We start from the raw sequence: 24,987 nt of genomic DNA on the forward strand, positions 1-24,987 counted from the left end.
ACGCACCTCCGCACCGGCTCGTCCGCCGGTGACCGCGTTGTCCCGCGAACGATCGACGGGACCCTTGCAGTGTGCCAGTCGCCACTGCGGCCGCGCCGGACCCCCTGCTGCCGCGGAACCCGGATCGACGATTTCGGCCCGCGCCGACAGCGTTCATAGTTCGGCCCGCGCCGACAGCGTTCATACTGGGTTTACATCCGATAACGCGCACTCCGCCGGATCGGCACAGTCCGAGCAGTATCGTGTGCCGATGATCAATGTCCGAGCGAAAATCTGCGGCATCCGGAGCGAATCCGACCTCCGGGCCGTCGTCGCGGCCGACGCCGACGCGGCCGGATTCATTTCGGGCACGACACATTTCAGCGAAGACGAGCTCGACGTCGAACGGGCGCGGCGGTTGTCGCGATTGGCGCCGTCGTCGATCGAACGCGTCCTGGTCACCCATCTCACGGATGCGGACGCCATCTTGCGCCGCGCCGACCGGATCGGGGTGGACTGCATCCAGTTGCACGGGCTGATCTCGCTCGACACGGTGCGCGCGGTCCGCCGGGGCGCCGCCGGCCGGCGGGTGATCCGCGCCGTCCATGTGACGGGGCCGGAGGCGGTCGGCGCCGCCGTGCGGGCGGCGCCGAATTGCGATGGGATAGTGCTCGATTCGAGGTCGGCGCACCGGCTCGGCGGAACCGGGCGCACCCATGACTGGACGATCAGCGCCCGCATCGTCGAATTGTTCGCCGGATCGGATTTTCCGGTCATGCTCGCCGGCGGACTGCACCCGGGCAACGTCGCCGCCGCGATCGAAACCGTGGGACCGGCCTGGGTCGATGTGAACTCCGGCGTCGACGATTCCCGGGGCGACAAGGATCCCGCGTCGTGCTGCGAATTCGTCAGGGCGGCACACGGTGTCGTGGTGCCGAACGCTGCTCTAGCCCGACCGCGATCAGAATGAGCGCACCCGCCGCGGCGGTGGCGGCGGTGGGTGGGCGCTGCGTCCAGACCGCCCCTACCAGCGTCGCGACCACTGCCTCGTTCAGCCCGAGGACGCTCGCCGTCGCCGCATCCAGCCATCGCAGCGCCTGCCAATACAGGGCGAAGCCCGGACCCAGGAGGACTGCGCCCACCGCGAGCAGGCCGGCCGCGACCGGCGCCCGCGGCGGATCGAGCAACAGCAGTGGGCTGCTGGCGATTCCACCCAGCAGCAATTGCAGTGCCGCCGCGGTGGCCGTATGGTTCGGCCCCGGCTGCCGGGCGATCACACTCACCAGCAGCGCCACGCACGCGGCGCTGCCGAGCGCCAACCCACATCCCGCGACCGCCGCTCCTGCCGCCGAACCGCCCGGGTGGGGCGTGGCCACCAGCCAGATCGCCAGGGCGACGAGCAGCAGTTCGAGCAGCACCGGCAGGGTCGGTGCCCGCCGTCCCCGCACCAACGCCGCGGCGATGATCAGCACCGGCGCTGTCAGGTGCAGCGCGACCACCACCGGCAGCGGGCCCAGCCGCAGCGCCGCGATGTAGAGCGCCAGATTCGCGGCCTCCAGCGTGCCCAGCCGGAGATACAGCGCCGGCTGGGCCAGAAACGTTGCCCAGGGATGCTGTCCACGCAGCCTGGCCGACACCAGCAGCGGAACCGCCCCGCCGAGCGCGACCAGCCCCGCGGTCGCCGGGGCCGCCAACGCCGCCAGCAGGGCACTCGAGGTGCCCCACAGACAGGTCACGAGGACCATCACCGCAATCGGGGGGCCCATCGGTCTAGGCCAGCAGATAGGTGACCACCGGCAACACGAACGCGGTGAACGCGGCGAACACCGCGCTCGCCACCCGGCGTTTGGGCAGCCGCGGGAACCGGGTGGCCAGCCCACAGTAGGTGCCGAGGGCGACGAGCGCCGTGCCCCACACCACCAGCGCGCGACTGCCGACGGTGCCGTAGACGCTTTCGAAGGCGACCGCCAATCCGAACACCGTGGCTCCCGCCGCCACCCCGACCAACAGCAGCGCTTGTCCGGCAGTGGAATTCATCAGCATGCGGTGGCCGCGCACGGTCGCGACGGCCTGGGGATCGGTGCGATGGGTCCCGTCGGCCCGGCAGATCTCGTCGTACACCTTCCCCGGATTGACGCGCTCGTTGATCGCCGGGCGCACCTGGAGCAGCGCTTCCAGCGCTTGAGTGGTGGCGTACGAGGTGACCGGGCCTTCGTCGGAGATCCGGAATCCGCCACGATAGATCGCCATCGCGTCCATCTCCTGCATATCCAGCAGCGCGACGATCGCCGCCCGCACCGCCGGATCGAAAATGGTACGGCTGTCGGCCGCTATCACCGCACCGACCGCCAGATGCAGCGTCAGGTGCCGCCAGGTGTCGACGAGGTCGTCGCGCCGAAAGATCTCGGTCTCGATCTCGTATTCGCCGCGGCGCAGTCCGGTCAGCAGCCGCTTGACCGCCAACTCGCAGGCCCGCTCGGCACGCTTGTCGCCGATCCGGACGATTTCCGGGCGGGCGAGCACGGTCGCGATGTGGGCTGCCGCGTACATCGGCAGCGATCGCGGTTCCTGATACATCGCCGCCACCAGATAGCCGATCCCACGCGAGATGGCTTGGTGCCGTTCCCCGTCGAAGCCGCCGTCACCGATCAGCGCCTCGACGGCGGCGGCGGTCGCGGTAATCGACACCGGGCCCAGGAAACCCGACATCCGCCAGCCGCCGGTTTCCGAATCCTGTTGATCCAGTAGCGATCGCACGGCTCCCGCCAGACCCGGATCGCACTCGGCGACCCCCAGGCACCGCAGTGCGCGGATCCGCCACGCCACATCGATCGGGGTGCGGAAATACCACTCGTCTCCGTTCGGCCGTTGCACGACAGTTGCCCGCACCAGCGCGGTGACCTTTGCCGCACGCGGGATCTCACAGCCGGCCCCGTGCAACACGCAGACCACTTCCGCGGTGTTCTGCGGGTTGGGTGGTACATCGGGTATCCAACCCCATCCCGCGCCCCCGCTGAGGTGCGGGATCTGGCTGCCGCGCAGCCATTCCACGGCCATCCGGATACGCTCGTCGATGTTCGACATTGCTCTCCGCCCCCTTAGAACGTTGCCCCGCGGACTACCGGTGGGGCCCTGATAACCGCCAAGTTACTCGGGTGCTCCGACAAACCGCTCGTCCCGGGACGATCCGAATTCGTTGGTGGCGAACATATTTCGATTCCATCTCGAGAGCTCGAGCGGCCGGTTCGCCGGCACCCCGCGAAACGCGCAGGTAGCCAATCTCGTTCGGCCGGCCACATGTCGCGGTGCGTGCCCGTGTCGAGGCGGGTTATCAGCGGGCCGTCACCGCGTGACCGAAACTGGTCCGGCCCGACGTCGAATTGCAACTCGCCCCGGCGCCGACCGGAGTCGTCGTCGGGAGGCGGGGCAAATCCCGTGACCGGGTTCGCCTTCCGCGGCGAGGGCGATCCCGGCCCGTCGATCCCGGCGGGCGCACCGCGTGCGACCGGCCGTCAGGTGCCGTGCTCGATGCGCAAGGTCATCAGCTCGGGCCACATTCGCGACCACGGTTGCCGAGGATGCGAACAGAACCAGAGCCGGATTCCGTAGTTCACACCTTGGAACCCCGTGGCCTCGTCCAGACGTCCGACCGCGGTGACCTCGGTGAAGCGAGTCGGTAGGTCTGCGCCCAGGCGGGCACCGCCGACGTACAGCACGCGCGTGGCGCTGTCGGGTGGCGGCCCGAAGTAGGCCTTCGCGCGATCGACCGCCTCGACCAGTTGCGGCCATCCGCGCAGACCGAAGAACTGGGCACGAATCGCCATGTCACCGTTGCGAATCGCGGGCCCGTGCAGCAGGGATTGTGGGAGCGGCAGCACGCAGACCGCTGCCACGACGACGACCACGCCGGCCGCGAGATACGCACCGAGGGGCTTGCCGATGCGGCCGTGCAGGCCGTCGCCGACGAGCCGGACCGCAGCGGCTGCGAAGTACAGCGCGAATCCGCTTCCCAGGTAGTACGGGCGCAGCCCCGCCACCAGAACTGCCGCCAACGGCAGCACGCCCAGGGGGATCAGAAAGCGCACCGACCGCAATTCCGGTGCCCGCCACACGGCCGCGATGCCGATCAACAGCAGAATTCCACCGGGCCCGGTGGTCAGCACGAGTTCCCGTGCCGCGGAAAGGAATCGACCGTCGACCATGGTCGTCTGTTCCGCTTCGATCGCCGCGCCCATCGCGACCTGTGGCCAGCCGTGCCGGGCCTGCCACAGCAGTGCCGGGATCGTGGACACCGCGACGATGCCGATCGCCGACCACAGGGCAGGCCGGCGCAACACCGACCGTGGTCCCCAGATCAGCACCCCGACGGCCAGGAGCCCCCAGACGGCCACGATCAGCCACTTGACCTGGAAATCGACCGCCGAGGCGAGGCCCGCCACGATCAGCAGCCGGTCGCGCCGGGTGTGCACCCAGCGGATCACCAGCCAGCACACGAAGGTGGTCAGCGCGGCGTCGTAGGCGAACGTGCTCAGCGCCGCCGACTGCTGCACAGCGAACGGTGTGCACGTGTATCCGAGCGCCGCCACCAGCTGGGCTGCCCGTCCCCCACCGAGTTCCCGCGCGATCAGCGCGGCGAGTACGACCGTCGCGACCGTCAACGCCACCACCGGGAGCCGCAGTGCCACCGCCGAACCCGGGGCGACCAGATCCGACAGCGATGCCTGCAGCGGAACCAGCGGCCCTTGGTCGGCGTAGCTCCACGACAATCGCCGGCCCGCCGGGACCATGTACAGCTCGTCACCCCACAGCGGGTACCGGCCCAGCCGCCAGGTCAGAAGAACGAGGAGGCCGGCCGCGAGTATCGACAGCTCCGGCAGGGCGAGTGCGGGCAGATCCGCCGGCGATGCCCGGCGGTCGCCCTCGGCTACGGCGGCTCGCATCGGCGACCCTCCTTGGTGAGTGCGGCGGCGGCCCGCCGCCGATCGCTCGATGATCGGGCAAATACGATGGTAGCCAAGGCGATTCGGCTGGTACGTTGTGTTTCCCACAGAGAATCGGCGCGGCCGTGGTGACGAATTCCGGTGGGTAACCGGTCCGCTGCGCCGGTCCGGCTCCCGGTCGGCGGACTCGATAGAGTGTTCGCATGGCAGCTCCGATATCACCCGATGGAATTCGCCGCGCTCTGGTTCTCGGTGGTGGCGGTGTCGTCGGGCTGAGCTGGATGGCCGGGCTGGTCACCGCACTTCGGGACGAGGGTGTGGAACTGGCGGACGCCGATCGGATCATCGGCACCTCCGCCGGATCGATAGTCGGCACCGTCCTGGCCGCCGGTGGTGACCTCACGCGGATCCTGCAGCCGCGGGCGTCGGACACCCCGGCCGGCACGGCCGACCCGGCTGCGTTCACCGAGCTCATCGGGATTCTCATGACTCCCGGACTGGGCGCCCCGGAAGCATGGCGACGATGCGGCGCACGCGCGCTGGAGATGTCACTCGGCGATCCGGACGATCACGTCGCCCGCATGGCGAGGCTGATCGGCACCAGCGAATGGCCCGCCGGCGACATCGTCATCACCGCCACCGATGTGACCGAGGGCCGCTTTCGCGCGCTGACCCGCTTCGACGGCGTACCTCTGGACCGCGCGGTCGCGGCCAGCACATGCGCACCCGGCGTCTTCCCGCCGATCCCCATCGACGGCCACCATTACATGGACGGCGGGCTGCGCTCGCCGGTCAATGCCGATCTGGCCGCGAACGCCACGGTGATCGTCGTGATCGAACCCCTCGCCCATCTGTTCCCGCGCTCCGCCGTCGACAACGAACTGGGGAGCGGCACAGTCTTTTCCATCATCCCCGAACCGGAGGACATCGGCCCCGACGTCTTCGCCCCGGCCGCGGTGGTCCCCGCGCACGAGGCCGGGGTGCGGCGCGGCCGGGACATCGCGCCGCGCCTGAAGGACGTCTGGGCCGGCTGAGCGGTACGCCGAATCCGGGGCGATCGGGAGGCCGCGTACAACGGGGAATGTCCTGTCCTGCCCGCGGACCCGGTGGTCGGCACCTCGCCCGCCGGGCGCTACCGTGCGGGTCAGGGTACGGGCGGCAACAACTGGGCAGGGTGGTCCTGAACAGTGACCAGGACGACGACGTCGCCGTACGGTGCGCTGCCCCGGGCCAGCCGATGACCGAACTTCGCCAGCGGAATCCGCCACCGATACTTGGCGTCGATCTCGGCCTGCACGAACGACACCAGCGTTCCGGCGGTCACGATCTGCGCGTGCCCTTGGCGCTGATGGGATCCGAGGGCCGGGTGGCCGAGCCAATCGCCGGCCTGGACCAGCACTCGGCCGTCGCGCATCAGGTCACCGGTCTCCGGCGACTGGGAGCAGACCCGAAACGCCAGCTGGTGGGCACCCACCGGGACGACCAGCCGCGGCACCGTCACCAACCGGCGTGGACCGGTGACCCGGGTGACGAGCACCGTCTTCGCCTGCTGCCACTCGCGCGCTGCTCCGGTCGCCTGATCCCAGCGGTGCGCGGGTGCCGGGGCCATCGGGACCGGGCGCGCGAGCCGCAGTGGCGCGAGCGGAATATCGGTCAGGGTATCGGTCATCGCATTCGCTCCTTTCCGCGACGAATCGGTTACGGCTGTCGCCGAGGCGCCGAGCAGTGACGGCCGGCCGGCCGCCGCACGAGAATCCGGCGGCGCACATGGCCTCGGCGTGAGACGCTCGCGTCCGCAACGGATTCGACGGATAACGGATTCGACGGATCCGGCGGCCGGTGCCCCCGCGGCCCTGCTCGAGCATCCTCGATCGATCGTCTTCGATAGTGCCCGCACCCTGCGGCATCGGCAACGATGCTGATCACAGCACCTGGCATCCGCCGTCGGCCTTCCCGAGTTCGCTCCCGCTCGCTCCCCGGGCCTCGATCGGTGTGGGCCACCGTGACCTCTCGAAAACCCGGTGTGCGAAAGTAATTTGCGAGTCGGTGCCGGCCGCGGCTATGGTCGGCGTTCGGTCGGATACCCGGGGGTGTGCACGTGTCGGTGAACGTTCATCTCTCGATGTATGTCGAAAAGCTTTCCTCCCCAGCGGAAGCCGACAGCGTCGAGGCCGCAGTGGAGCAGGTGCTGGCGGAACACGAGATCGACCCGTGGACGGTGGTCGGCGTCTTCCACGATCCGCCCTGGGTGAAGATCTCCAGCGAGAACGGCCCGATCATCGTTCGCGGGTTCGGCGAGTGGAGCACGAATTTCGAGCGTGACATCACCGCCGCCATTCGCTCGGTCGCACCCGCAGCGGAGATCGATCTGGAATGGCAGTATCCGGACCAGGACTGATCCGACCGCGACGTCTCACCAGGTGGGCATATCGTCCGGCGGTGCGCCGGTGGCCCACCGCGCGTAGGTGTGATGTGGTCTGGCGGTGACGATGTCGGTGATCTCGACGAGCTCGGCGGGAACGGTGCCACCGGGAAAGTGATCGAGGCTGGGTACGATCACCGCCTCGGCGTCCAGGGCGATCACGGCGCCGATCAGGTACTGGACGGGGTCGTCGGTGCGATCCGCGAAAACCACGATGTCGGCCAGCACATATCCCAAACGCCGTGCCAGACAGCGAATTTGGGCACTGTCCCATTCTTGCTGCAGCCGCGACACTTCGACGTGCAGGAATCCCAGGGCGACAAAACTCATCGCTGCCCTCCTCGAAGACCACCGGGCACGACGATCGGACGACGCGAGCCACGAGCGATAGCATCCATTCAGCAAACTTCAGGCTAAGGAGCGCTCGCCGCCACAGGCAACCGGCGGCCGTCGGCGCGTCAGACCCTCGTGTCCGCTCGGATTTGCCGGTGAGCCGCCATCTTCCGGCCGACACGACGGGCTCGACCTACCACTGCCGTGACGTTCGGCGGCACACGAAGGGACGACAGGACACTTACACCGCCGCCGCATGTCCGCCCCCGATACTGGGTCGAGTCACCACGCAGGACATGGCGACAGCGCCCCGTCCGACCGTCGGCCGCACTACGCCAAATTACAGCAAATTGATAGCGAATATTGGACGGCAGTGCGCCGGGACGACGTGAGCGGCTACGACTCCGGCGCGGCAGCGGCCGGAGCCCCCGCGTCCGGCACACCGGCGTACTCGGGGAGGTCGACGCCGTTGAGCGCACGCCCGACCAACTCGGTGAACCACTGCCCCGTGAAATCCGGCACCGGCTCGGCCTGCGGCCCGGGGACGTCGCGGCTGCGCGCGTTCAACCGGCCGATCTCCTGGTTGGCCTCGACGAACGAGCGCATCCGCGCCTCGTAGCGGGCGAAGCCGGCCTCGGGATTCCAGCCGGTCGCGGCCAGCTCACCGGCGAGCAGGTAGGCCCCGACCAAGGCCAGTCCGGTGCCCTGTCCGGACAGCGGCGACGAGCTGTACGCCGCATCCCCCACCAGCCCGACCCGGCCGCGCCACCAGTGGTCCATCCGCACCTGGGCGACCTGGTCGAGGTAGAAGTCCGGTGACTCGTCCAGGTATCCGAGGATGTCTCGGGTCAACCAGCCCAGGCCCGCCGTGCGCTCGCGCAGCAGCCGCTTCTGGGCCGGAACGTCACGGTAGTCGACGTCGAAGTCGGCCGACGCGAACGAGAACATGGCCATCGCCCGGGTGGCGTCGCGGATGGGCCGCAGCAGGGCGGACCGGCCGGGTTCCTGGTACTCGACCAGCCACCGATCGAGCCCGAACGCGTTGGGCACGCTGTAGAACGCCAGCACGTGCCCGAGGTGGTGGATGAATTGCTCGTGCGGCCCGAAGACCAGCGCCCGCAGTGCCGAGTGCAGTCCATCCGCCCCGATCACCAGATCGAACCGCCGACGATCACCTGCCGCGAAGGTGACGTCCACGCCGTCCGCATCCTGGGCGAGTTCGGCGATCCGGTCGCCGAAGCGGTACTCGACCTGGTCGCGGGTGTCGTCGTAGAGCACCCGGGCCAGGTCGCCGCGCAGGATCTCGATCTCCGAGATGTACCCGTCGCCCCCGTCGGCGTCCGCTCGGAAGGTCTCCAACACGTTCCCGTGCGCGTCCACGATGCAGGCGCCGGCGGTCTCGGTGCAGGCGGCGCGCACCGCGGGCTCCAAGCCCATCCTCCGGATGACCTCCTTGGTCACCCCACGGGCGTCGACGGCCTGCCCACCGGGACGCAATTCGGGGGCCCGCTCCACCACGGTCACCTCGGCTCCGCGGCGGCGCAGCCAGTGCGCCAGCGCGGGCCCCGCGATACTCGCCCCCGCCACCAACACGCTGACATCACTCACCGGAGCTCCTTGTCGCCGACCGGAATACGGTGCGCAATCCTACGGTGCCCGCGACTCGGCCATGCCGAATTCGGCGTGGCGCACTCGGGCCACGCACCCGGCCGGCATGCCGCTGCGGACGCCGGGGCGAGCCTCGAGTCCGTCCCCGCCGGAACCGATCTGGAGATCGGCGGCGCCGAATAGACTGGGCCCCATGCGGACAGCGGTGAAGCTCGACAGCGGTCAGGTCGTGAGTTATATCGACCACGGCGGTTCCGGCCCGGTCGTCCTGCTGTTGCACAGTTACCTGATGGATGCGGACATGTTCGCCCCGCAACTCCGCTCACTCGGCCCCATCTACCGGTTGATCGCCATGGACGAGCGCGGCCACGGCGAGACGCCGGCGGACGGTCCCTTCACCTATTGGGATGTGGCCCGCGATGCGCTCGGTCTACTCGATCACTTAGGAATCACGCGGTGCGCCGTGGTGGGTACCAGCCAAGGCGGGTTCATCGGGTTGCGCATGGCCCTGCTGGCACCGGACCGGGTGGCCGCGCTCGCATTGCTCGGAACTTCGGGCGCGGCCGAGGATCCGCAGGCTGCCGACGCCTACCGGCAGGCCGCCGCAGCCTGGCGGCAACTCGGTCCGACCCGAGAGCTGCTCGACATGAATGCCACGATCTGCCTGGGCCAACACGATGCCGCACACTGGCAGGCCAAGTGGCGCAAGCTATCCGGCGATCACATCGACCGGGTCCTCAGCCCGCTGGTCGAGCGGGACAGCATCCTCGACCGGGCCGGTGAGATCCGCTGCCCCGCTTTGGTTCTGCACGGCTCGGCGGACGCCGCCTATCCGGTCGAGCGGGCCGCCGAATTGGCTGCGGCATTGCCCAACGCCCCGGCTCCGGTGATCATCGATGGCGGCGCCCACTTCCTGTCGCTCACCGACGCGGACGCGGTGGAACCGCACCTGCTGGCATTCCTCTCGGCGTCGCTGCCGAGGTGAGCACGGCACCGGGATCTTCCCGTGCCGCAACAACCGTCGAAACTCCGGGAGCGACCCTCCGACGCGGCTGCCGGTCGAGTTCTGCCTGATCCCCGACGAGCGCCGGCCGTCACGCGCGTGGCGGCACGGGCCGAAATCGTGGTAACTCCATCGCTCCCGGGCGCCGTTCCCGCAGTCCGCGGGCGCGGCCGAACCGCCTCCCGCAGGGTCGGTCCGAAGGATCGGCCACAAGCACGAACCGGTCGAGAGGTACGACTCGCGGGACCACTCAGTTACCCAACAGCTACCTCCCTGTAGGGTCACGTCGGCGGCCCGAGTCGACCACCGCGACCGCCATTGATTCGGCCGCGCCGATGAAATACTCGTAGCCGGTATCGCCCTTCGTCGGCGATGCTTTCGGGTCGGCTGATGCCGCTCATGGATTGGGAGATGTTTGTGCAGTACATGCCGCAGATCGAATCGGATATCGCCGCTATGCACGCCGAATACCGCAAACTTCTACACGGGGATCGCTGGTCGCTGCGTACTCTGTTCAGCACCCAGGATTGCGATATCGCCGACTACTGCCGCACTTTCACGCCGAGCCCGTTCGGCGAGCAGGCGTGCGAGGAAGTCGAGGCCTTCTGTCGCAAACACGGAATCTGGCTGGAAGCCGGTGGCGCCGCCTACAATTCGATGACGCCCTATCTGCACCCGCGGACGGTGAGCCTCGCGCGAATGACGACCATCGGTATCTACAACGCAATCCTGTTCGCGCTCAACGACACCGTCGGCCGGGAGAAGTTCAGTCATCTGTCCGAGGCCGAACGAGCACAGGCACAGCGGGAGGTCGACCACCTGTGCCGATTATTCGAGTCCGGTCGGATCCCGCCGGACTACTCCACCCCCATCATCGAGGCGACCACCGAATTCTTGGCGACCCTCGTCGACCGAGCCGAACCCGTGTGGCTGCAGCGCTTTCGAGCATCGACGATCGACCACCTGCGATCGGCGATCCGCGATCAGAATGTCGGCGCGCGCGGTGACCTGCTGAGCGTCGACGACTACATCACGCTGCGCAACGAGGTCTCGGGAATGTTCCCCGCCATCCAACTGTGCGAGTTCGCCCGCGACACCACGCTGCCTTGGGACCGACTCGGCGCCGACATCGCCGCGGACCTGCGCACGCTGGAACGCCTGACCGCCGAAATCGGGGCCCTGATGAACGATGTCTTCTCCTTCGAGAAGGAGGTCATCGTGGACCGATCGGATTTCAACCTCATCTCGATTCTGCTGCTCAATTCACCGGGCACGACATTGGCCGACGCCGTGCTCGGCGCCGCGCGGATCGTGCGCGAGCGACTGACCGAATTTCGCCGGCTGCGCCGGGACCTGCTCGACCGCTGCCCCGCACTCGGCCCGCAACTGGCCACCGCCGTCACCGCGCACGCCGACGACCTCGACCAGTGCGTCCAAGCCAGTTGGGTGTGGCAGTGCGCCACCCCGCGCTACAAGGGCCGGTCGATATTCGCCGAGGCCCACCACCACCCCTGAGCATCCGCCGATGAGGTGACGAATCGGGCATGCAGTACCTTTATTACCGCGTCTTGAACAGCAGTACCAGCCGGGGAGGATCACCGGGCCCGACGTAGCGCCAGAAGCGCATCGGATGTGGGGAGTTGTAGTGGACGACCTGAGCACGGCACTCGCCCAGCAGTGGCAGCGTGCATTGTCGACGATCATTACGCACCCTTCCTACGCCACTGTAGAAATAGCGTTCCTGCGCAACCTGGTGCACGAACTGCACGACAGCCTCACCGCGGAGACCTTCGACGCGGCGGCCGGATCCCGGGCGGGCGCGGCGCTGGCCGGTGCCGAGCTCACCGATCCGGCCGTCCCGGTCCTGTCCGCCCCGGTACTGCACCGGCTCACCGAATACAGCGACCACCCCGAGGCCGGGACCCGGATGAACGCGCTGCTCGCGGCGTTCGGTCATGGTCACCATTTCCTCGCCGAAGCGATGAAGGCCGACGACGTCGAGGAAGGTCAACGCCGGTTCCGGCTCGTTTTCGACCACGCCTCCATCGCCATCGCCATCGGCGATACCAATGGTGTCCTGCTGGAAGCCAATCCCCACCTGGCCGCCATGATCGGCGTACCCGTCGAATCGCTGCGCGGAATCAGCGTCTACGACTTCGCCCATCCCGACGATCAGGCCGCGATCCGGGCGCTGGTCTACGACGAACTCGTCCCGGGCCGGGCGGGCACCGTGAAGATCGAACGACGACTCCAGCGCGCGGACGGCAGTACCGGATGGGCAACCTTCGCCATCACCTACGTCCGCAGCCACTTCGGGCCGGATTATCTGCTCGCCATCGGTGAGGACGTCACCGAACGCCACCAGCTGCAGGAGCAACTCCACTACCAGGCGCGCCACGACGCGCTCACCGAACTGCCCAATCGCCGGCATCTTCTCGACACCCTCCGGACGATGATCTCCACGGCCGGGACGGACGACCTGATGGGCATGTGCTTCACCGATCTGGACCACTTCAAAGAGGTCAACGACAGATACGGGCACGGCGTGGGCGACCAGGTACTGGCCACGGTCGCTCGCCGCCTGCACGACAGTCTGCAAGACGACGGATGCCTGGTCGCCCGGATCGGCGGCGACGAATTCGTCACCCTCATCCCGCCCCCGGCCGACACCCAGCGCGTCGCGGCGGTGGCGGATCGCCTCCGCGGCGCGCTCTCGCATCCCTTGATCGTCGGCGGACACCGGTTGCACATCTCGGCCAGCATCGGCGCCGTCGTCACACCGATCGCCGGCAAGGATCCGGAATGGCTACTCGACGCGGCCGACACCTCGCTCTACGACGCCAAAACGGGCGCCCGGGGCAACTGGATCCTGCACACCGTGCACGATCTCGAGCGGGCCGATCACAGCGGCTCCGCCGGCCGCCGGAACGCGTAACGTTCCAGGGCTTCAGCCACCGAGCGGACCTTCGCAATGGACACGGTCGCATCGCGGCCGCCGGGCGGCGGCTCCGACAGCGGCGAGGACGGCAACCCTGCCCTTCGCCACCGTCGGAACACGGCCTAGGCGATTACCTTCTCGGCGTGGGTGGCCGCCCATTCGGCGAAGGAGGTCGCGGGCTTCCCGGTGAGTTCTGCGACGGAATGCACTGGCTCCTGGGGATTTTCGGTCATTCCCCCGAGCACGCTGTCGACGTACCAAGTGGCGGTGTCCCCCATGGTCGGTGTCAACACCTCGATGGTGCGCTCACGGGACACCTGAACGAACGGGATCTCGCGGCCTATGGCCACACCGAGTTGACGCACCAGTTCGGCCCGGGTCAGAACTTCCGGCCCCGCAAGCGAATACGACTCACCCTCATGTCCGGTCCCGAGCAGCGCCACCGCGGCCACGGCGGCGATGTCCGCCATGGCGATCGGCGCGCTCGCCCGGTCCGGATAGGGTTCGTGCACCGCGCCGATCTCCCGGATCTGCCGCGCCCATATGCGGACGTTCTCCATGAAATCGCCCGGCCACAGGTGCGTCCAGGCCAGTCCGCTCGCCTCGACCGCGGCGGTCACACCGCCCCACCAACTTTCCGGTTCTCCGGACAGATCGACCACGTGCCGGATACCGGCCTGCCGAGCCAGAGCCAGCACCTCGGTCGCGGTCTCCGGGGTCGGGGCCAGATACATCCGCTCGACGCCCGCGAACGCGGCGGGCAGGGTGTCGAGCCGCCGCAGATAGCCCTCGACCACCTCCACACCCGAAGGCAGTGCCGCCCTGGCCGGATTGTTGGTCAGCGCCCGGACATTCGTCGCCCCGCGGGCGAGCAGCTGATCGACGAGCAGCCGGCCGATATTTCCGGTGGCACCGGTGACCAGGATCGTCATCTGTTCCCCTCTCGATCGACGACCCCATCCTGCCCGGTCGATCCCGCACGGCTCCAGGCTTTCGAAACCCGGCCTGGTGGATTCCGACCCCAACGGCGCGCAACCGTTCGGCGAGACCGCCCTGCGGAAACAGTCCGGTTCGCCGGCCGGATGCCGGCGGGGCGAACTCCATGTTCTCGCCGACGTACGAGGCCGTGATCCGGCGACGTCGTCTGGACAGGTGCAGGCCACGAGGGGCTCGTTCCCCGGGCTGAGTTCACCCACGGCAACCGGTCTCAGCCGGCTTCACTCTGCAGCGTCGCGGTCGTCACCGCGCCGTACACCAGGTGCGGCACCACGTCGCTGAGCCAGTCCGCGGCCGACCACCGGCGCGGATCACTCACGCCCAGAACAGCCATCGGCGCTGCCGCGCCGACCATGGCGGCAATTCCCGTGACGACCGTGCCGACCGGTTTCGACGGACGCCAACCCAGCGAGCGGGCCGCACCGGCCGCCATGCCGACACCGACGCCGGTCACGATGCCCAGCACGGACCCGGCGGCCTGGATCCTGTTGGCGCGCTGCGGTTTCGTTCCGGGAATCGACAGATGGGCGAGGCCGGCCAGCTTCTCGACCGATTCGTCCGGCGTGCTGCTGGGGTCGCGGCCGCGCAGCAGCATGTCCACATAGGTGGTGGCGTTCAGGGCGGTCGTACCCGCCGCACCGGCCGCGGCGCCACGCAGCAACGAGGTGAGCATGGCCGGCGAGTGCCCGGGGGCCGACCGCCGAAACTCGAGAGGCCGGAAGAAGGTGCGGAATCCGGCTTCGGCGACGCAGGTCGTGGCGAGTTCGTTCGGACGCCGGGGGGCGATGCCGTCGATCACGGCACTGCCTTCGAGCACGGCCCGCGGGATCGGCGGGTGGCGCGTCCATCGACGGCTCGAGGCAATATCTTGAACCAGATTCAAAACACCGTTGACGGCGGGTTCGGCCGCCCTTAGCATCGATTACTGAATCAAATTCAAAATCTGGAGGGCTCTGGGTGGTAGGCAATCGGCGTGGTGAGGCGTCCCGGGCCGCGCTGCTGGCGGCGGGCAGGTCCGCATTCAGCAGCCGCCGCTACGAAGAGGTCTCGATCGTGGATCTGGCGCGGTCGATCGGCGTGGCGACGGGCTCGATCAGCTATCACTTCGGCGGTAAGCGCGGCTTCTACCTCGCCGTGCTCGAAGCGGCGGCCGAACAGTTCTGGGGTGATTTGCTGGCGTTGCGCGGTCCCGCGTTGGATCGGTTGAATCGCGGCATCGACCGGTTGCTCGACGAAGCCGAACAGCAACCCGCCTCCTTCGAGGCGCTGATCGCCGACGTCGCCGACGCGGAAGTGCGCAGCATCCACGATCGGCATCGAGCCCGCTTGATCGAGGCGTTGGCGGTCGAGTTGACCGGATCGAACTCCTCGCCGGTGCTGCGCACGGCGATCGTCGGGTTCGTGGCGCTCGTGGAGGGACTGGTCGTGCACTGGTTGCACACTGCCGAAATCAGCCGCGACCAGGTCAAAAGCCTCATCGTCGGCAACCTGTTCGGCGCCGGCCTGAGCGCCTTGCGCGTGGATCCCTCGATCGAACTGAGCCAACGCGCCATCGATGCCCTGCTGAGCGACGCACACGGGCTGGGCACCTTCCTCGGACACAACGGAGTGAGCAACGATGTCTGACGTTCTACCCAGCCGACCGTCGCGGATCGTGGAGACACCGCTCGCCCGGGCGGCCGCATGGCTGATCGGCCCGCGCGGCCTGCGCGACCAGGCCGCGTTGCGCCGCGAGGTCGAAGGCAAGGTCGTGGTCATCACCGGTGCGTCCTACGGGGTCGGCGAAGCCACCGCGAAGTGGTTCGCCGGGGCCGGGGCGCGGGTGGTTCTCGCCGCGCGGACGATGTCGCGGCTGCGCGAGATCGCCGACGAGATCACCGCGGCGGGCGGTGAAGCCCATCCGTATCGGTTGGATCTGACCAGCGCGGAGTCGGTGAGCGAGTTCGCCGCGTCGGTGCGCTACGACCTGGGTGAGGTCGACGTGTTGATCCACAACGCCGGTAAGTCGCTGCGCCGCTCGATCCACCTGTCCTACGACCGCCCCAAGGACATCACCGCCACGTCCGGCGCCAACTATCTGGGCCCGATGCGGCTGACGCTGGCGCTACTGCCCGGGATGCGCGCACGGGGCAGCGGCCACATCGTGAACGTGTCGACCGTGGGGATCATGTTTCCGAACGCGCCGAAATGGGGCTTCTACCTGTCGTCGAAGCTGGCGTTCGACTGGTGGATGCGCGCGGTCGGCGCCGAAGCCCGCGCGGACGGCGTCACCCTGACGACCTTCTACGCCGGGCTGCTGCACACCAGGATGAGCGCCCCGAGCCGCTGGATGCGGGTGCTGCCCGGCCAGACCCCGCAGGACGCGGCCCAGGTGCTGGCCAAGGCGGTGGTGAACAAGCCCCGCACGATGACTCCGCTCTACGGATTCCCCTCCGCGGTGTTCGCCACACTGTTCCGGATACCGCTCGAGCCGCTGGTGGAACGCATCTTCGGCCGCCTCGGCGATACGCAGGCATCGCTCGCCCGCCTCACCCCTCCCGCGGCGAAGCAGACACGGGTGGACGCGCATGCGCACTGAGTCCGGACAGAGTCTGCGTCAGTGGCTTTCGGCGCTGCCCGCCATCGCGGCCTCGGGGATGCTCGCCCCGGTCGGACCGCGCAAAGCCGTGGCGCTGGCGCGCAGCTTCCATCGCTACGGCCCCACCCCTGCGATGTTGTTGGCGGCCACCGCGATTCGCCATCCCGACAAGGTCGCGATCATCGACGACTCGGGGCAATCGACATACAGGCAACTGCAGCAGCGCGCCGAAGCGATCGCGGCCGCCTTGTTCGCTCGTTCGGCGACGCCGCCGAACTCGGTGGCCGTCATCTGCCGCAATCATCGTGGATTCGCCGAGGCGATGGCCGCCGGCGCACAGCTGGGCGCCGAGTTGATCTTCGTCAATACCGAACTGCCGCACCGGCAGTTGCAGGCGATTCTCGCCAGGCACAACCCGGACGTGCTGATCTACGACGACGAGTACGACGACGCCGTCGAGCAGGCGGGTTATCGCGGCCTGCGCGTGCTGGCCTGGTGCGAACCCGGCACCCGGCCCGCAGCATTGCCTACGCTGGACGAGCTCGCGGTTCAACACCATCCGGCGCCGCCGCGGGTGCGGCGGGCGGTGACCTTGACCCTGCTCACCTCCGGGACGACCGGTCTGGCCAAGGGCGTCCCGCGAGCGGTGAAGCCGCGCGCGATCGTGCTGCTGACCGTGACCGCGATGGCTATCGTGCGGCTGCGATCCACCGATCGGGTGCTGGTGGCGCCGCCGATGTTCCACGGGTTCGGGCTGCTCTCGCTGCTCGGCCCGCTCACTCTCGGCGCGACCGCGATCTGCCGCCGCCGATTCGACGCCGCGACCGCCCTCGACGACATCGCCCGCCATCGGGTGACCGTGGCGATGGCCGTGCCGGTGATGTGGCAGCGGATGCTCGCGCACCCCGCGCTGTGCGACACCGCCTCGGCGCGGGCGGCACTGCGCCTCGTGGTCACCGGCGCCGCGCCGATCTCGCCCACCACCGTGTCGGCCCTGATCGCCGCGTTCGGGCCGATCGTGGTCAACGGCTACGGTTCGACCGAGGCCGGACTGGTCACCATCGCCACCGCGCCCGACCTGGTCGAGGCGCCCGATACCGTCGGCCGCACCGCCCTGGGCGTCTCGGTGCGCGTCCTGCGCCGCGACCGATCGGAAGCCGCCCTCGGAGAAACCGGTGAGATCTTCGTCCGCAGCGGCCTGGAGTACACCGGCTATACGCCCGACACCACCGTGCGGGTATCGGCGAAGGAGATCGTCGACGGGCACGTCAGCACCGGCGATATGGGACACTTCGATGCCCGTCGGCGGTTGTTCATCGACGGACGCGCCGACGACATGATCGTCTCCGGTGGCGAGAACGTCTTCCCCGGCGAAGTCGAAGACCGCCTCGCGGCCCACCCCGACATCGCCGAGGCGGTCGTGATCGGCGTCCCCGACGCCGAATTCGGGCAGGTCCTGCACGCGTTCATCGTCCTCGGCGCCGACGCCGCGGTCCCCACCGAGGACGAGTTGAAGCGGCATGTTCGCGACGGACTCGAACGCTACAAGGTGCCCAAACGTTTCATCGTGCTCGACGAGATCCCGCGCAATGCCAGCGGCAAGGTGTTGCGGAACGAACTGCGCGTGCGGTCGTGACCTCTGCTCCGGAAAGGGCGAAACTCGATGGCAACCAAGCCGATTCGTGAACCGTCGATCGTGATCGTCGGCGCGGGCGTCGCCGGCATCGCGACCGCCGTGACCTTCAAGCAGGCCGGCTTCGACGATTTCGTGATCCTGGAGAAGGGTTCCGATGTCGGCGGGGTGTGGTTCTGGAACCGCTACCCCGGCTTGACCTGCGACGTGCCCTCCCAGCTCTACCAGTTCGGCTTCGCTCCCAAATCCGATTGGAGCCAAATCTGGGCCACCGGCAGCGAGATTCAGCGCTACCACGCCGACGTCGTCGACGCGTTCGGGTTGCGGGCGCACCTGCGCACCGACAGCGAAGTCACGGACGCGGTCTTCGACGGGCGCCGCTGGACGGTGACCGTCGCCGACGGCACCCGATTGAGCGCGGACTTCGTCATCGCCGCCACCGGTGTGCTCCACCACCCGTTCACCCCCGACATCCCGGGCCTGGACAGCTTCGCCGGCGCCACGGTGCACACCGCGCGGTGGGACGAGACGCTCGTCACCGAAGGCAAACGGATCGCGGTGATCGGGTCGGGATCGACGGGCGTGCAAGTGGTTTCGGCCCTCCAGCCCAGTGCGGCGAAGCTGGTCCAGTTCACTCGTACCCCGCAGTGGGTGCTCTGGGCGCCGATGGACCTGCGCCAGCCCGCCGTGGTTGCCAAGGCGCTCGCCGCGGCGCCCGCCGTACACCGCCGGCTCTACGACGTCGCGCTGTGGGCATCGGGGATTCTCGCCGACGTCGTACTGCATCCGTCGTGGCGGCGCACCGCCGTCCAGCAACTTGCGCGATGGTCGCTGCGAGCGCAGGTCGGCGACCGGGAGTTGCGGGACCGCCTGACCCCCGACTACCAACCGCTGTGCAAACGACAGGTCGTGTCCGGAACCTACTACCGGGCCATCCAGGCAGCCAACGCCCAGCTCGTGACCGACAAGATCACCGAGATCACTCCCTCCGGCATCCGCACCGCCGACGGGCGCGAGCACGATGTCGACGTCATCGTGTTCGCCACCGGTTTTCACCCGCACAACTACATGCGTCCGATGAACCTGCGGGGCCGCGACGGGCTCACCATCGACCGAGCGTGGGAGCAGGGCCCGCGCGCCTACCGCATGACCGCGATCCCGGGCTTCCCGAACCTGTTCACCGTGCTCGGGCCGAACTCGCCGACCGGGTCGATCTCATTGCAGTACTCCGCCGAACTCACCGCCCGCTACATCACCGGCTGGCTGCGCCGGTTCCGCGCCGGCGAGTTCGACACCGTCGAGGTCACCGAGGCCGCCACCCAGCGCTTCGCCGACGCAGTCGCCCGCGCGATGGGCCCGACGGTGTGGAACACCGGCTGCAACTCCTGGTACTTCACCGAGCACAACACCATCGACCTGTGGCCGTTCGACCGCGCGACGATGACGGCCATGCTCACCGAACCCGACGACCGAGACTTCGTCCTCACCCGAGCACCGGCACCCGCCGTTCCGGCAGAACCGGTCGGCTCCGAAACCGTCACCAGCACACCGGTGGACGGCTGATCGCTCCCGAATCGACCGGCACACTCGTCGCGCGTACCGCAGACAGCGGTGGAATCGGCTGTGGCCGACACCAGGAGCGGTGGCGCCCGGGACGGGGGTCGGTGGTTTGTCGGGCCACGGCGTCGTACTCGCACAGCCTGCCGCGACGACCGCACCCGCCGCCGGCGCGAACACGGAGGCCGCTCTGCTCATGTCGTCGAACGCTACCGTTCGGGCCGCGCCCCCGATCGATGCACGGGCTGCCGCCGGTCGGCGTGCGCATCGTGCCTTGTTTGCGGGTGGGTGCGACGGGTACGACGCAGCCACGTCGGCAACCGTCTGCATCGTCACCGACGCGGTGGAGAGGAGGTCTCGTGGTAGCCCTGATTTCGCAAGAGCGACGCCTCCCGCCCGCGACCGTCGAACAATCCCGGATCGTGCAGCAGGTACTGCAGGCCTGTGTGGTCGATCTCGTCGACCTGGGACTGATCGGCGCGCAGGCCCGCGTCTGCGTCCACGGCCCGGACATGCGTGCCGTGCGGGAGCAGGCCGACGAACTCGTCGCGATCGCTCGTGAGCTCGCCGAAACGGCAGCCGACCGGGCCGCCACCCTCGGCAGCTGCCCCGACGGCCGCGCCGCCACGGTGGCCGAACGGTCGAGTGCGGAACGGTTCCCGGCCGGATCGCACCCCGACGGAGATGTCGCCGAAGCGATCGCGGCGACGCTGACCGCGCTCGTCCGGCAGTTCCGCCATCGCATCGCCGTCACGGGCGCCGCGGACCCCGCCACACGCAGGCTGCTCATCGACACCACGGCCCGCCTGGAACACCTTCGGTGGATGTGGCACGCCCAATTCGCGCGTCCCACACGAGTATTGAGCGAGCGTCCACGTCCCGGAGGAGCCCCACACTCCCGGCACGATCCCGCCACCGATCCGCTCCCCCTCGCCGGCGTCCGATCGGCGTAACCAGGCCGCTGCGCCCCTACTGGTCCGCAGCTGGTCGGGAGTTCGCGACGGATCGGCATCATCTTGCACTCTCCCTGTTCGAGTGCTAAAAATTATCTGTGTCAGTTGACATAGGTTTCCTTGGTTACTTTGGAGAAGAACGAGGTAGCTGGAGGTGATGACGATGCTGATGCGCACCGACCCCTTCCGTGATCTGGACCGTCTGACCCAGCAGGTGTTCGGGACTGCGGCGCGCCCGGCGGCGATGCCGATGGATGCCTGGCGGGAGGGCGACGAGTTCCTGGTCGAGTTCGATCTGCCGGGTGTCGATCCCCAGTCGCTGGACCTCGACGTCGAACGCAATGTGGTCACCGTGCGAGCGTCGCGGCCGGAATTGGATTCGGACCGTTCCATGGTGGCGGCCGAACGCCCTCGTGGGCTGTTCCGCCGGCAGCTGTTCCTCGGCGAGAACCTCGATACCGAACGGATCCACGCCGACTACCGCGACGGTGTGCTGCGGTTGCGGATCCCGATCGCGGAGAAGGCCAAACCCCGCAAGATCGAGATCGAACGTCCGGAGCAGGAGGCCAAGGCGCTCACGTCCTGACTCCTTCCGGTCCGTATCGGAGCGCGTGCGCCGGCGGTGCCGCCGATCTGGTCGACGAGGAACTGTCCTGGCTGGATGACCGGCTACTGCTCCTCGATCCCGATGTCGAAGAACTCTTCGCCGACATTGATCGGATCCTGACCGGCACCGGCCCCCGGCCCGGCTACGCGCACCGGCCCCGCCGGCCGCATCGCCGGCCCACGCCGGGTACCGAGCGGGCGAGTCCGATGCGGCCGGCGTGGCGACCGCCGCCGAGGCAGGCCTGCCAGCGCGGACCCCCGCGGCCGGATGGCCACCACGCTTCGCAGCAGTACCAGCACCGAGGAGGTGATGCCGGTCAGCGAGTATCGACCAGGCCCTCCGCGACGACCCGGCGCGGAGCCCCACGAGCCGGCAACAGGCACCATCGACTCGCTTCGCGGCTGAGCCCGATCGAGTCGAGCGCAGCGCCACCCTCGTGGCATGCCCGGCAACCGGCTCCGCTTCTCCGAGGCGTCGCGGTGAATCTGCGGCCTGCACATGTTCTTTCCCTCGAGGGTGGGCTCGGCGCGAAACGCGCCGCGCCCACCCGCCCTCGCACGCTGCCGGACCGACTCCGGCAGCGTCGTTGTGTGCCGAGACAACTCGGTCCGCCGTTGTCGTCCGAGGAAGGAGATCCGCCTTGACAACTACCGAATCGGGCAGCGAGCTCGCTCACGCCGACCCGCATTCCCACTCCGCCACCGAGCTGCCGCGCTGGCAGCACGGCCGCGTCGACTGGTTCAACGCCGAAAAAGGCTTCGGATTCATCACTTCCGATGACGGCACGCCGGTCTTCGTCGAATACAGCGCCATCGCATCCCCCGGCTACAAGACGCTCACCGCCGGCCAGCGCGTCGTGTTCACCACCGTCGACGCGCCGAGGGGGCCCGAAGCCGCCCAAGTCGTCGCCTATCCCGTCGCCATTCCGCCCACGCACGTCCGCGCCGGCACCACCATCCACCTCCCGACCCGTACTCGTCGCCGGTCCGACTCCTCCGCACATCGACATTCGGCGGCCGCCTGAGTGCCGTCCACCCGCAGTCGGTGAGCCGGATGTCGATGCGCCGGTGTTCGGGTGCGACGGCCGGTGTCCTGGACCGGCGGTGTGGGCGCCGCGGGCCTAGTGTGTGAGCATGACAGACTCTGCTGCCCGGCGCGCAGGTGAGCGCGCCGCACAGGCGGCCGAGCGGGCCGAAGAGCTGGCCGCGCGGCAAGCGGAACTGACCGCAGGCCGTCCGGTGACGCAAAGGGACGTCGACCGGGCGGCCGAGCGGGCTCGACAGGCACTCGAGCGTGCGGAGGACGCCCACCGCGCCGCCGCGGACCGGCACGAGGCGGCAGCTCGCGCACACGAACGCGCGGCCGCGGCCCACGACAACGCTGCCGTCCACCACGGCGCTTCGGGAATCGACCGCGCCGAACTGTCCCGGCGCGCCGCCGACGTCCACCGTGCCGCGGCGGCGCAGGACCGCGAGGCCGCCCACGAACAACGGACGAAGGCGCTGCGCGAAGGCGGCGACGACACCACCGAACAGCGAAGGTGAGGCCGGTGGCTTACGCCACAGGCCGGCTGGAAATACCGCGCCGCCAGTGTCGGTTGAACTCACTGTCGACGTCCGGACAGCCCCGGGCCGCACCCTTCAGTCGCTACGAGCGACCACTCGCCGAGAGGCGCTTGTGGGACGTCGACCTCATACGAACGCCGCCGGGAACACCACCCGGCGGCGTTCTGCTGTCGGTGGCCGGCCGGGCCTTGCCGCAGGAGCCCCAGGTACGGCATACGAGCCGTGAGTCCTTCGATCGTCGCCTCGCCTCGCACGAACAGACCGGGCCGCCCACGGACCGGCGGCAGCTGCGCACCATGGGCTGATCAGGACTTTTCAGATCCGTGCCATGATGGTGCCAGAAGTACCGTGATCGTAGTTACAAGGAGTCTGCGAAGTGACGTATGCCACTCTTTCACAGCGCAGAGCGGCTCTCGAACGAGAATGGGCTCGCTGGGTGCCACAATCCGTCGGCAACGAGGCACCCCGATCGACTACGTCGGTTCGCGGTGAGGTGGCGCAATCGTGGCAGCGTTCGTTGCGGACGGTCGACCCGGCCCGGGACAGTGCACCGACCACCAGCGATGTCGAAACCCGTTGGGCGGAGTCCCCGCTGCGCCGCCCGGTCACCGAATTGTCGGATCAACTCCACAGTATCGCGCAGGACGCGGGCTACATCGCGGCCGTGACGGACGAGTCCGGAACGATCCTGTGGTCCTGCGGTGGCCCGATCATGCAGCGCCGCGCCGAGCGAGTGAACTTCTCACCGGGCGGGCGGTGGGACGAAGCCCATATGGGTACCAATGCGCTGTCGCTGGCCCTGACGACGCAACGGGCGACGACCGTCTTCTCGGCAGAACATCTGGTCGCCGCGCTCCATGGCTGGGTGTGCTACTGCGCGCCGATCCGCGGCGCCGACGGTAAGCAATTGGGTGTCCTCGACCTGTCGTCGACCTGGGACCGGTCGCATCCCCTGGCGATGGCCACCGTGCAGAGTCTGGTGAGCACCATCGAGGCACGCTTGCACAGCAGCCCGGCTTCGGCCTCCGGTGTTCAGCTGAGTTGTCTCGGCACCGCGCGCTTGGTTCGCGACGGGCGCCAGATCAAGATGCGTCCGCGGCAACTGGAAATCCTGACGTTGTTGGCGCTCGAGCCCGACGGCTTGACTCCCGAACAGCTGCACTTCGCCATCTACGGCGACCGGCCGGTCGTAACCAGCACCCTCAAAGCGGATGTATCCCATCTGCGTAAGGCCACCGGAGGCGAGATCTCCAATCGCGTGTATCGGCTGCAGACGCCACTCGGCTGCGATGCCGTGGATTTGTTGACCGCATTGAAGGCGGGCGACACCGACACCGCGGTGCGCCTGTACCGTGGGCCTTTGCTTCCCGGTTCCGAAACCCCGGGCATCGTGCAGTGGCGGGAGTACCTCGAGGTCGGAATGCGGACGGCGGTGTTGACCAGTCCCGATCCCGAGCATGCGCTGCTCTACGGAGAACGGGCGATCGACGACATCGAGATTCACGAGCATGCGCTGCGTTCGCTCCCACCGCACGACTCCCGCCGGGCGATCGCAACGGCCCGCCTGCACAGCGCCCTGCGCGGCTGAGTCTCGATCAAACCTTTCGCCAACCCACGCGGTGCACAGTGGCTGCTGTCACAACGAATCCGTCAGGGAGCGAACATGATCTACGCGAAGCCCGGGACGAGCGGCAGTATTGTCGACTTCGCCGGCCGCTACGACAACTTCATCGGTGGCGAGTGGAAGGCACCGGTGGAAGGCCGCTATTTCGAGAATCCGTCGCCGGTGGACGGGGAGACCTTTTGTGAGGTGGCGCGGTCGTCGGCCGCGGATGTGGAGTTGGCGTTGGATGCCGCGCACGGTGCCGCCGATGT

23 protein-coding genes and 2 pseudogenes are annotated in these 24,987 nt (G+C 68.6%); 16 read left to right on the plus strand and 9 right to left on the minus strand.

Features of this window, described 5'->3' with window-relative positions:
• Positions 1–250: 250 nt before the first annotated feature.
• Complete coding sequence (locus ON37_RS14215) at positions 251–949, plus strand: phosphoribosylanthranilate isomerase (RefSeq protein WP_040719826.1); 699 nt, start codon at positions 251–253, stop codon at positions 947–949.
• Here ON37_RS14215 and ON37_RS14220 read toward each other — a convergent pair.
• The 3 genes from ON37_RS14220 to ON37_RS14230 all read right to left on the minus strand — a co-directional run bounded on the left by ON37_RS14220 (position 888) and on the right by ON37_RS14230 (position 4,919).
• Positions 888–1,745, minus strand: coding sequence for an EamA family transporter (locus ON37_RS14220; protein ID WP_083892985.1), 858 nt, complete (start codon positions 1,743–1,745; stop codon positions 888–890). The two genes, ON37_RS14215 and ON37_RS14220, sit on opposite strands and share 62 nt — an antisense overlap.
• Positions 1,746–1,749: 4 nt before the next feature.
• Positions 1,750–3,063, minus strand: coding sequence for a prenyltransferase/squalene oxidase repeat-containing protein (locus tag ON37_RS14225; protein ID WP_040719830.1), 1,314 nt, complete (start codon positions 3,061–3,063; stop codon positions 1,750–1,752).
• Between the two features lie 428 nt (positions 3,064–3,491).
• A complete protein-coding gene (locus ON37_RS14230) occupies positions 3,492–4,919 on the minus strand; it encodes an ArnT family glycosyltransferase (RefSeq protein WP_051031581.1) in 1,428 nt (475 codons plus the stop codon).
• A gap of 203 nt (positions 4,920–5,122) precedes the next feature.
• On the opposite strand from ON37_RS14230, the gene ON37_RS14235 reads away from it, so the two are divergent.
• On the plus strand, positions 5,123–5,953 hold the full coding sequence (locus tag ON37_RS14235) for a patatin-like phospholipase family protein (protein ID WP_083892986.1): 831 nt from the start codon (positions 5,123–5,125) through the stop codon (positions 5,951–5,953).
• A gap of 110 nt (positions 5,954–6,063) precedes the next feature.
• Here ON37_RS14235 and ON37_RS14240 read toward each other — a convergent pair whose 3' ends face one another.
• On the minus strand, positions 6,064–6,588 hold the full coding sequence (locus ON37_RS14240; RefSeq protein WP_051031583.1) for a hypothetical protein: 525 nt from the start codon (positions 6,586–6,588) through the stop codon (positions 6,064–6,066).
• Positions 6,589–7,017: 429 nt separating this feature from the next.
• Here ON37_RS14240 and ON37_RS14245 point away from each other — a divergent pair, with 429 nt between their 5' ends.
• Positions 7,018–7,317 (plus strand): hypothetical protein, encoded by a 300-nt coding sequence (locus tag ON37_RS14245; RefSeq protein WP_157171456.1) that lies wholly within the window; start codon positions 7,018–7,020, stop codon positions 7,315–7,317.
• Between the two features lie 15 nt (positions 7,318–7,332).
• Here ON37_RS14245 and ON37_RS14250 read toward each other — a convergent pair whose 3' ends face one another.
• A complete protein-coding gene (locus ON37_RS14250) occupies positions 7,333–7,671 on the minus strand; it encodes a hypothetical protein (protein WP_040719834.1) in 339 nt (112 codons plus the stop codon).
• 399 nt (positions 7,672–8,070) lie between these two features.
• Positions 8,071–9,282, minus strand: coding sequence for an FAD-dependent monooxygenase (locus tag ON37_RS14255; RefSeq protein ID WP_040719836.1), 1,212 nt, complete (start codon positions 9,280–9,282; stop codon positions 8,071–8,073).
• A gap of 193 nt (positions 9,283–9,475) precedes the next feature.
• Between ON37_RS14255 and ON37_RS14260 the strand changes: the two genes are divergently transcribed.
• From ON37_RS14260 to ON37_RS14270, 3 genes are all read left to right on the plus strand, one after another.
• Positions 9,476–10,267, plus strand: coding sequence for an alpha/beta fold hydrolase (locus ON37_RS14260; protein WP_040719837.1), 792 nt, complete (start codon positions 9,476–9,478; stop codon positions 10,265–10,267).
• A 429-nt stretch (positions 10,268–10,696) separates the two neighbouring features.
• Positions 10,697–11,800 (plus strand): terpene synthase family protein, encoded by a 1,104-nt coding sequence (locus ON37_RS14265; RefSeq protein WP_245553196.1) that lies wholly within the window; start codon positions 10,697–10,699, stop codon positions 11,798–11,800.
• Positions 11,801–11,930: 130 nt separating this feature from the next.
• A complete protein-coding gene (locus ON37_RS14270) occupies positions 11,931–13,220 on the plus strand; it encodes a sensor domain-containing diguanylate cyclase (protein ID WP_245553197.1) in 1,290 nt (429 codons plus the stop codon).
• Positions 13,221–13,345: 125 nt separating this feature from the next.
• Here ON37_RS14270 and ON37_RS14275 read toward each other — a convergent pair whose 3' ends face one another.
• From ON37_RS14275 to ON37_RS14280, 3 genes and pseudogenes are all read right to left on the minus strand, one after another.
• Complete coding sequence (locus ON37_RS14275; protein ID WP_040719839.1) at positions 13,346–14,155, minus strand: NAD(P)H-binding protein; 810 nt, start codon at positions 14,153–14,155, stop codon at positions 13,346–13,348.
• Between the two features lie 79 nt (positions 14,156–14,234).
• A pseudogene (locus tag ON37_RS34155) lies at positions 14,235–14,372 on the minus strand (succinyl-CoA--3-ketoacid-CoA transferase); the annotation flags it as partial.
• Between the two features lie 58 nt (positions 14,373–14,430).
• Positions 14,431–15,036 (minus strand): hypothetical protein, encoded by a 606-nt coding sequence (locus tag ON37_RS14280; protein WP_210741167.1) that lies wholly within the window; start codon positions 15,034–15,036, stop codon positions 14,431–14,433.
• 140 nt (positions 15,037–15,176) lie between these two features.
• Here ON37_RS14280 and ON37_RS14285 point away from each other — a divergent pair, with 140 nt between their 5' ends.
• The 10 genes and pseudogenes from ON37_RS14285 to ON37_RS14330 form a co-directional block, all read left to right on the plus strand.
• Positions 15,177–15,845: a TetR/AcrR family transcriptional regulator gene (locus ON37_RS14285; protein WP_051031585.1), complete on the plus strand. Its 669-nt coding sequence runs from the start codon at positions 15,177–15,179 to the stop codon at positions 15,843–15,845.
• Entirely contained in the window at positions 15,838–16,797 is a 960-nt protein-coding gene (locus tag ON37_RS14290) for an SDR family NAD(P)-dependent oxidoreductase (protein ID WP_040719841.1), read from the plus strand. Before ON37_RS14285 ends, ON37_RS14290 begins: the two co-directional genes overlap by 8 nt.
• Positions 16,787–18,433 (plus strand): AMP-binding protein, encoded by a 1,647-nt coding sequence (locus tag ON37_RS14295; RefSeq protein ID WP_040719842.1) that lies wholly within the window; start codon positions 16,787–16,789, stop codon positions 18,431–18,433. The genes ON37_RS14290 and ON37_RS14295 overlap by 11 nt, the downstream gene beginning before the upstream one ends.
• A 27-nt stretch (positions 18,434–18,460) precedes the next feature.
• Complete coding sequence (locus ON37_RS14300) at positions 18,461–19,993, plus strand: flavin-containing monooxygenase (RefSeq protein WP_083892988.1); 1,533 nt, start codon at positions 18,461–18,463, stop codon at positions 19,991–19,993.
• A gap of 353 nt (positions 19,994–20,346) precedes the next feature.
• Positions 20,347–20,940, plus strand: coding sequence for a ferritin-like domain-containing protein (locus ON37_RS32940; protein ID WP_245553198.1), 594 nt, complete (start codon positions 20,347–20,349; stop codon positions 20,938–20,940).
• A gap of 148 nt (positions 20,941–21,088) precedes the next feature.
• Positions 21,089–21,526 (plus strand): Hsp20/alpha crystallin family protein, encoded by a 438-nt coding sequence (locus ON37_RS14310; RefSeq protein ID WP_083892989.1) that lies wholly within the window; start codon positions 21,089–21,091, stop codon positions 21,524–21,526.
• A 661-nt stretch (positions 21,527–22,187) separates the two neighbouring features.
• A complete protein-coding gene (locus ON37_RS34830) occupies positions 22,188–22,571 on the plus strand; it encodes a cold-shock protein (RefSeq protein ID WP_444543878.1) in 384 nt (127 codons plus the stop codon).
• Between the two features lie 109 nt (positions 22,572–22,680).
• Positions 22,681–23,091: a hypothetical protein gene (locus ON37_RS14320; RefSeq protein ID WP_040719844.1), complete on the plus strand. Its 411-nt coding sequence runs from the start codon at positions 22,681–22,683 to the stop codon at positions 23,089–23,091.
• Between the two features lie 397 nt (positions 23,092–23,488).
• Positions 23,489–24,700: a transcriptional regulator gene (locus ON37_RS14325; protein ID WP_040719846.1), complete on the plus strand. Its 1,212-nt coding sequence runs from the start codon at positions 23,489–23,491 to the stop codon at positions 24,698–24,700.
• Between the two features lie 75 nt (positions 24,701–24,775).
• Positions 24,776–24,987: pseudogene (locus ON37_RS14330) on the plus strand (aldehyde dehydrogenase); the annotation flags it as partial.

This window comes from Nocardia veterana NBRC 100344 (assembly GCF_000308855.1).
Classification (GTDB): domain Bacteria; phylum Actinomycetota; class Actinomycetes; order Mycobacteriales; family Mycobacteriaceae; genus Nocardia; species Nocardia veterana.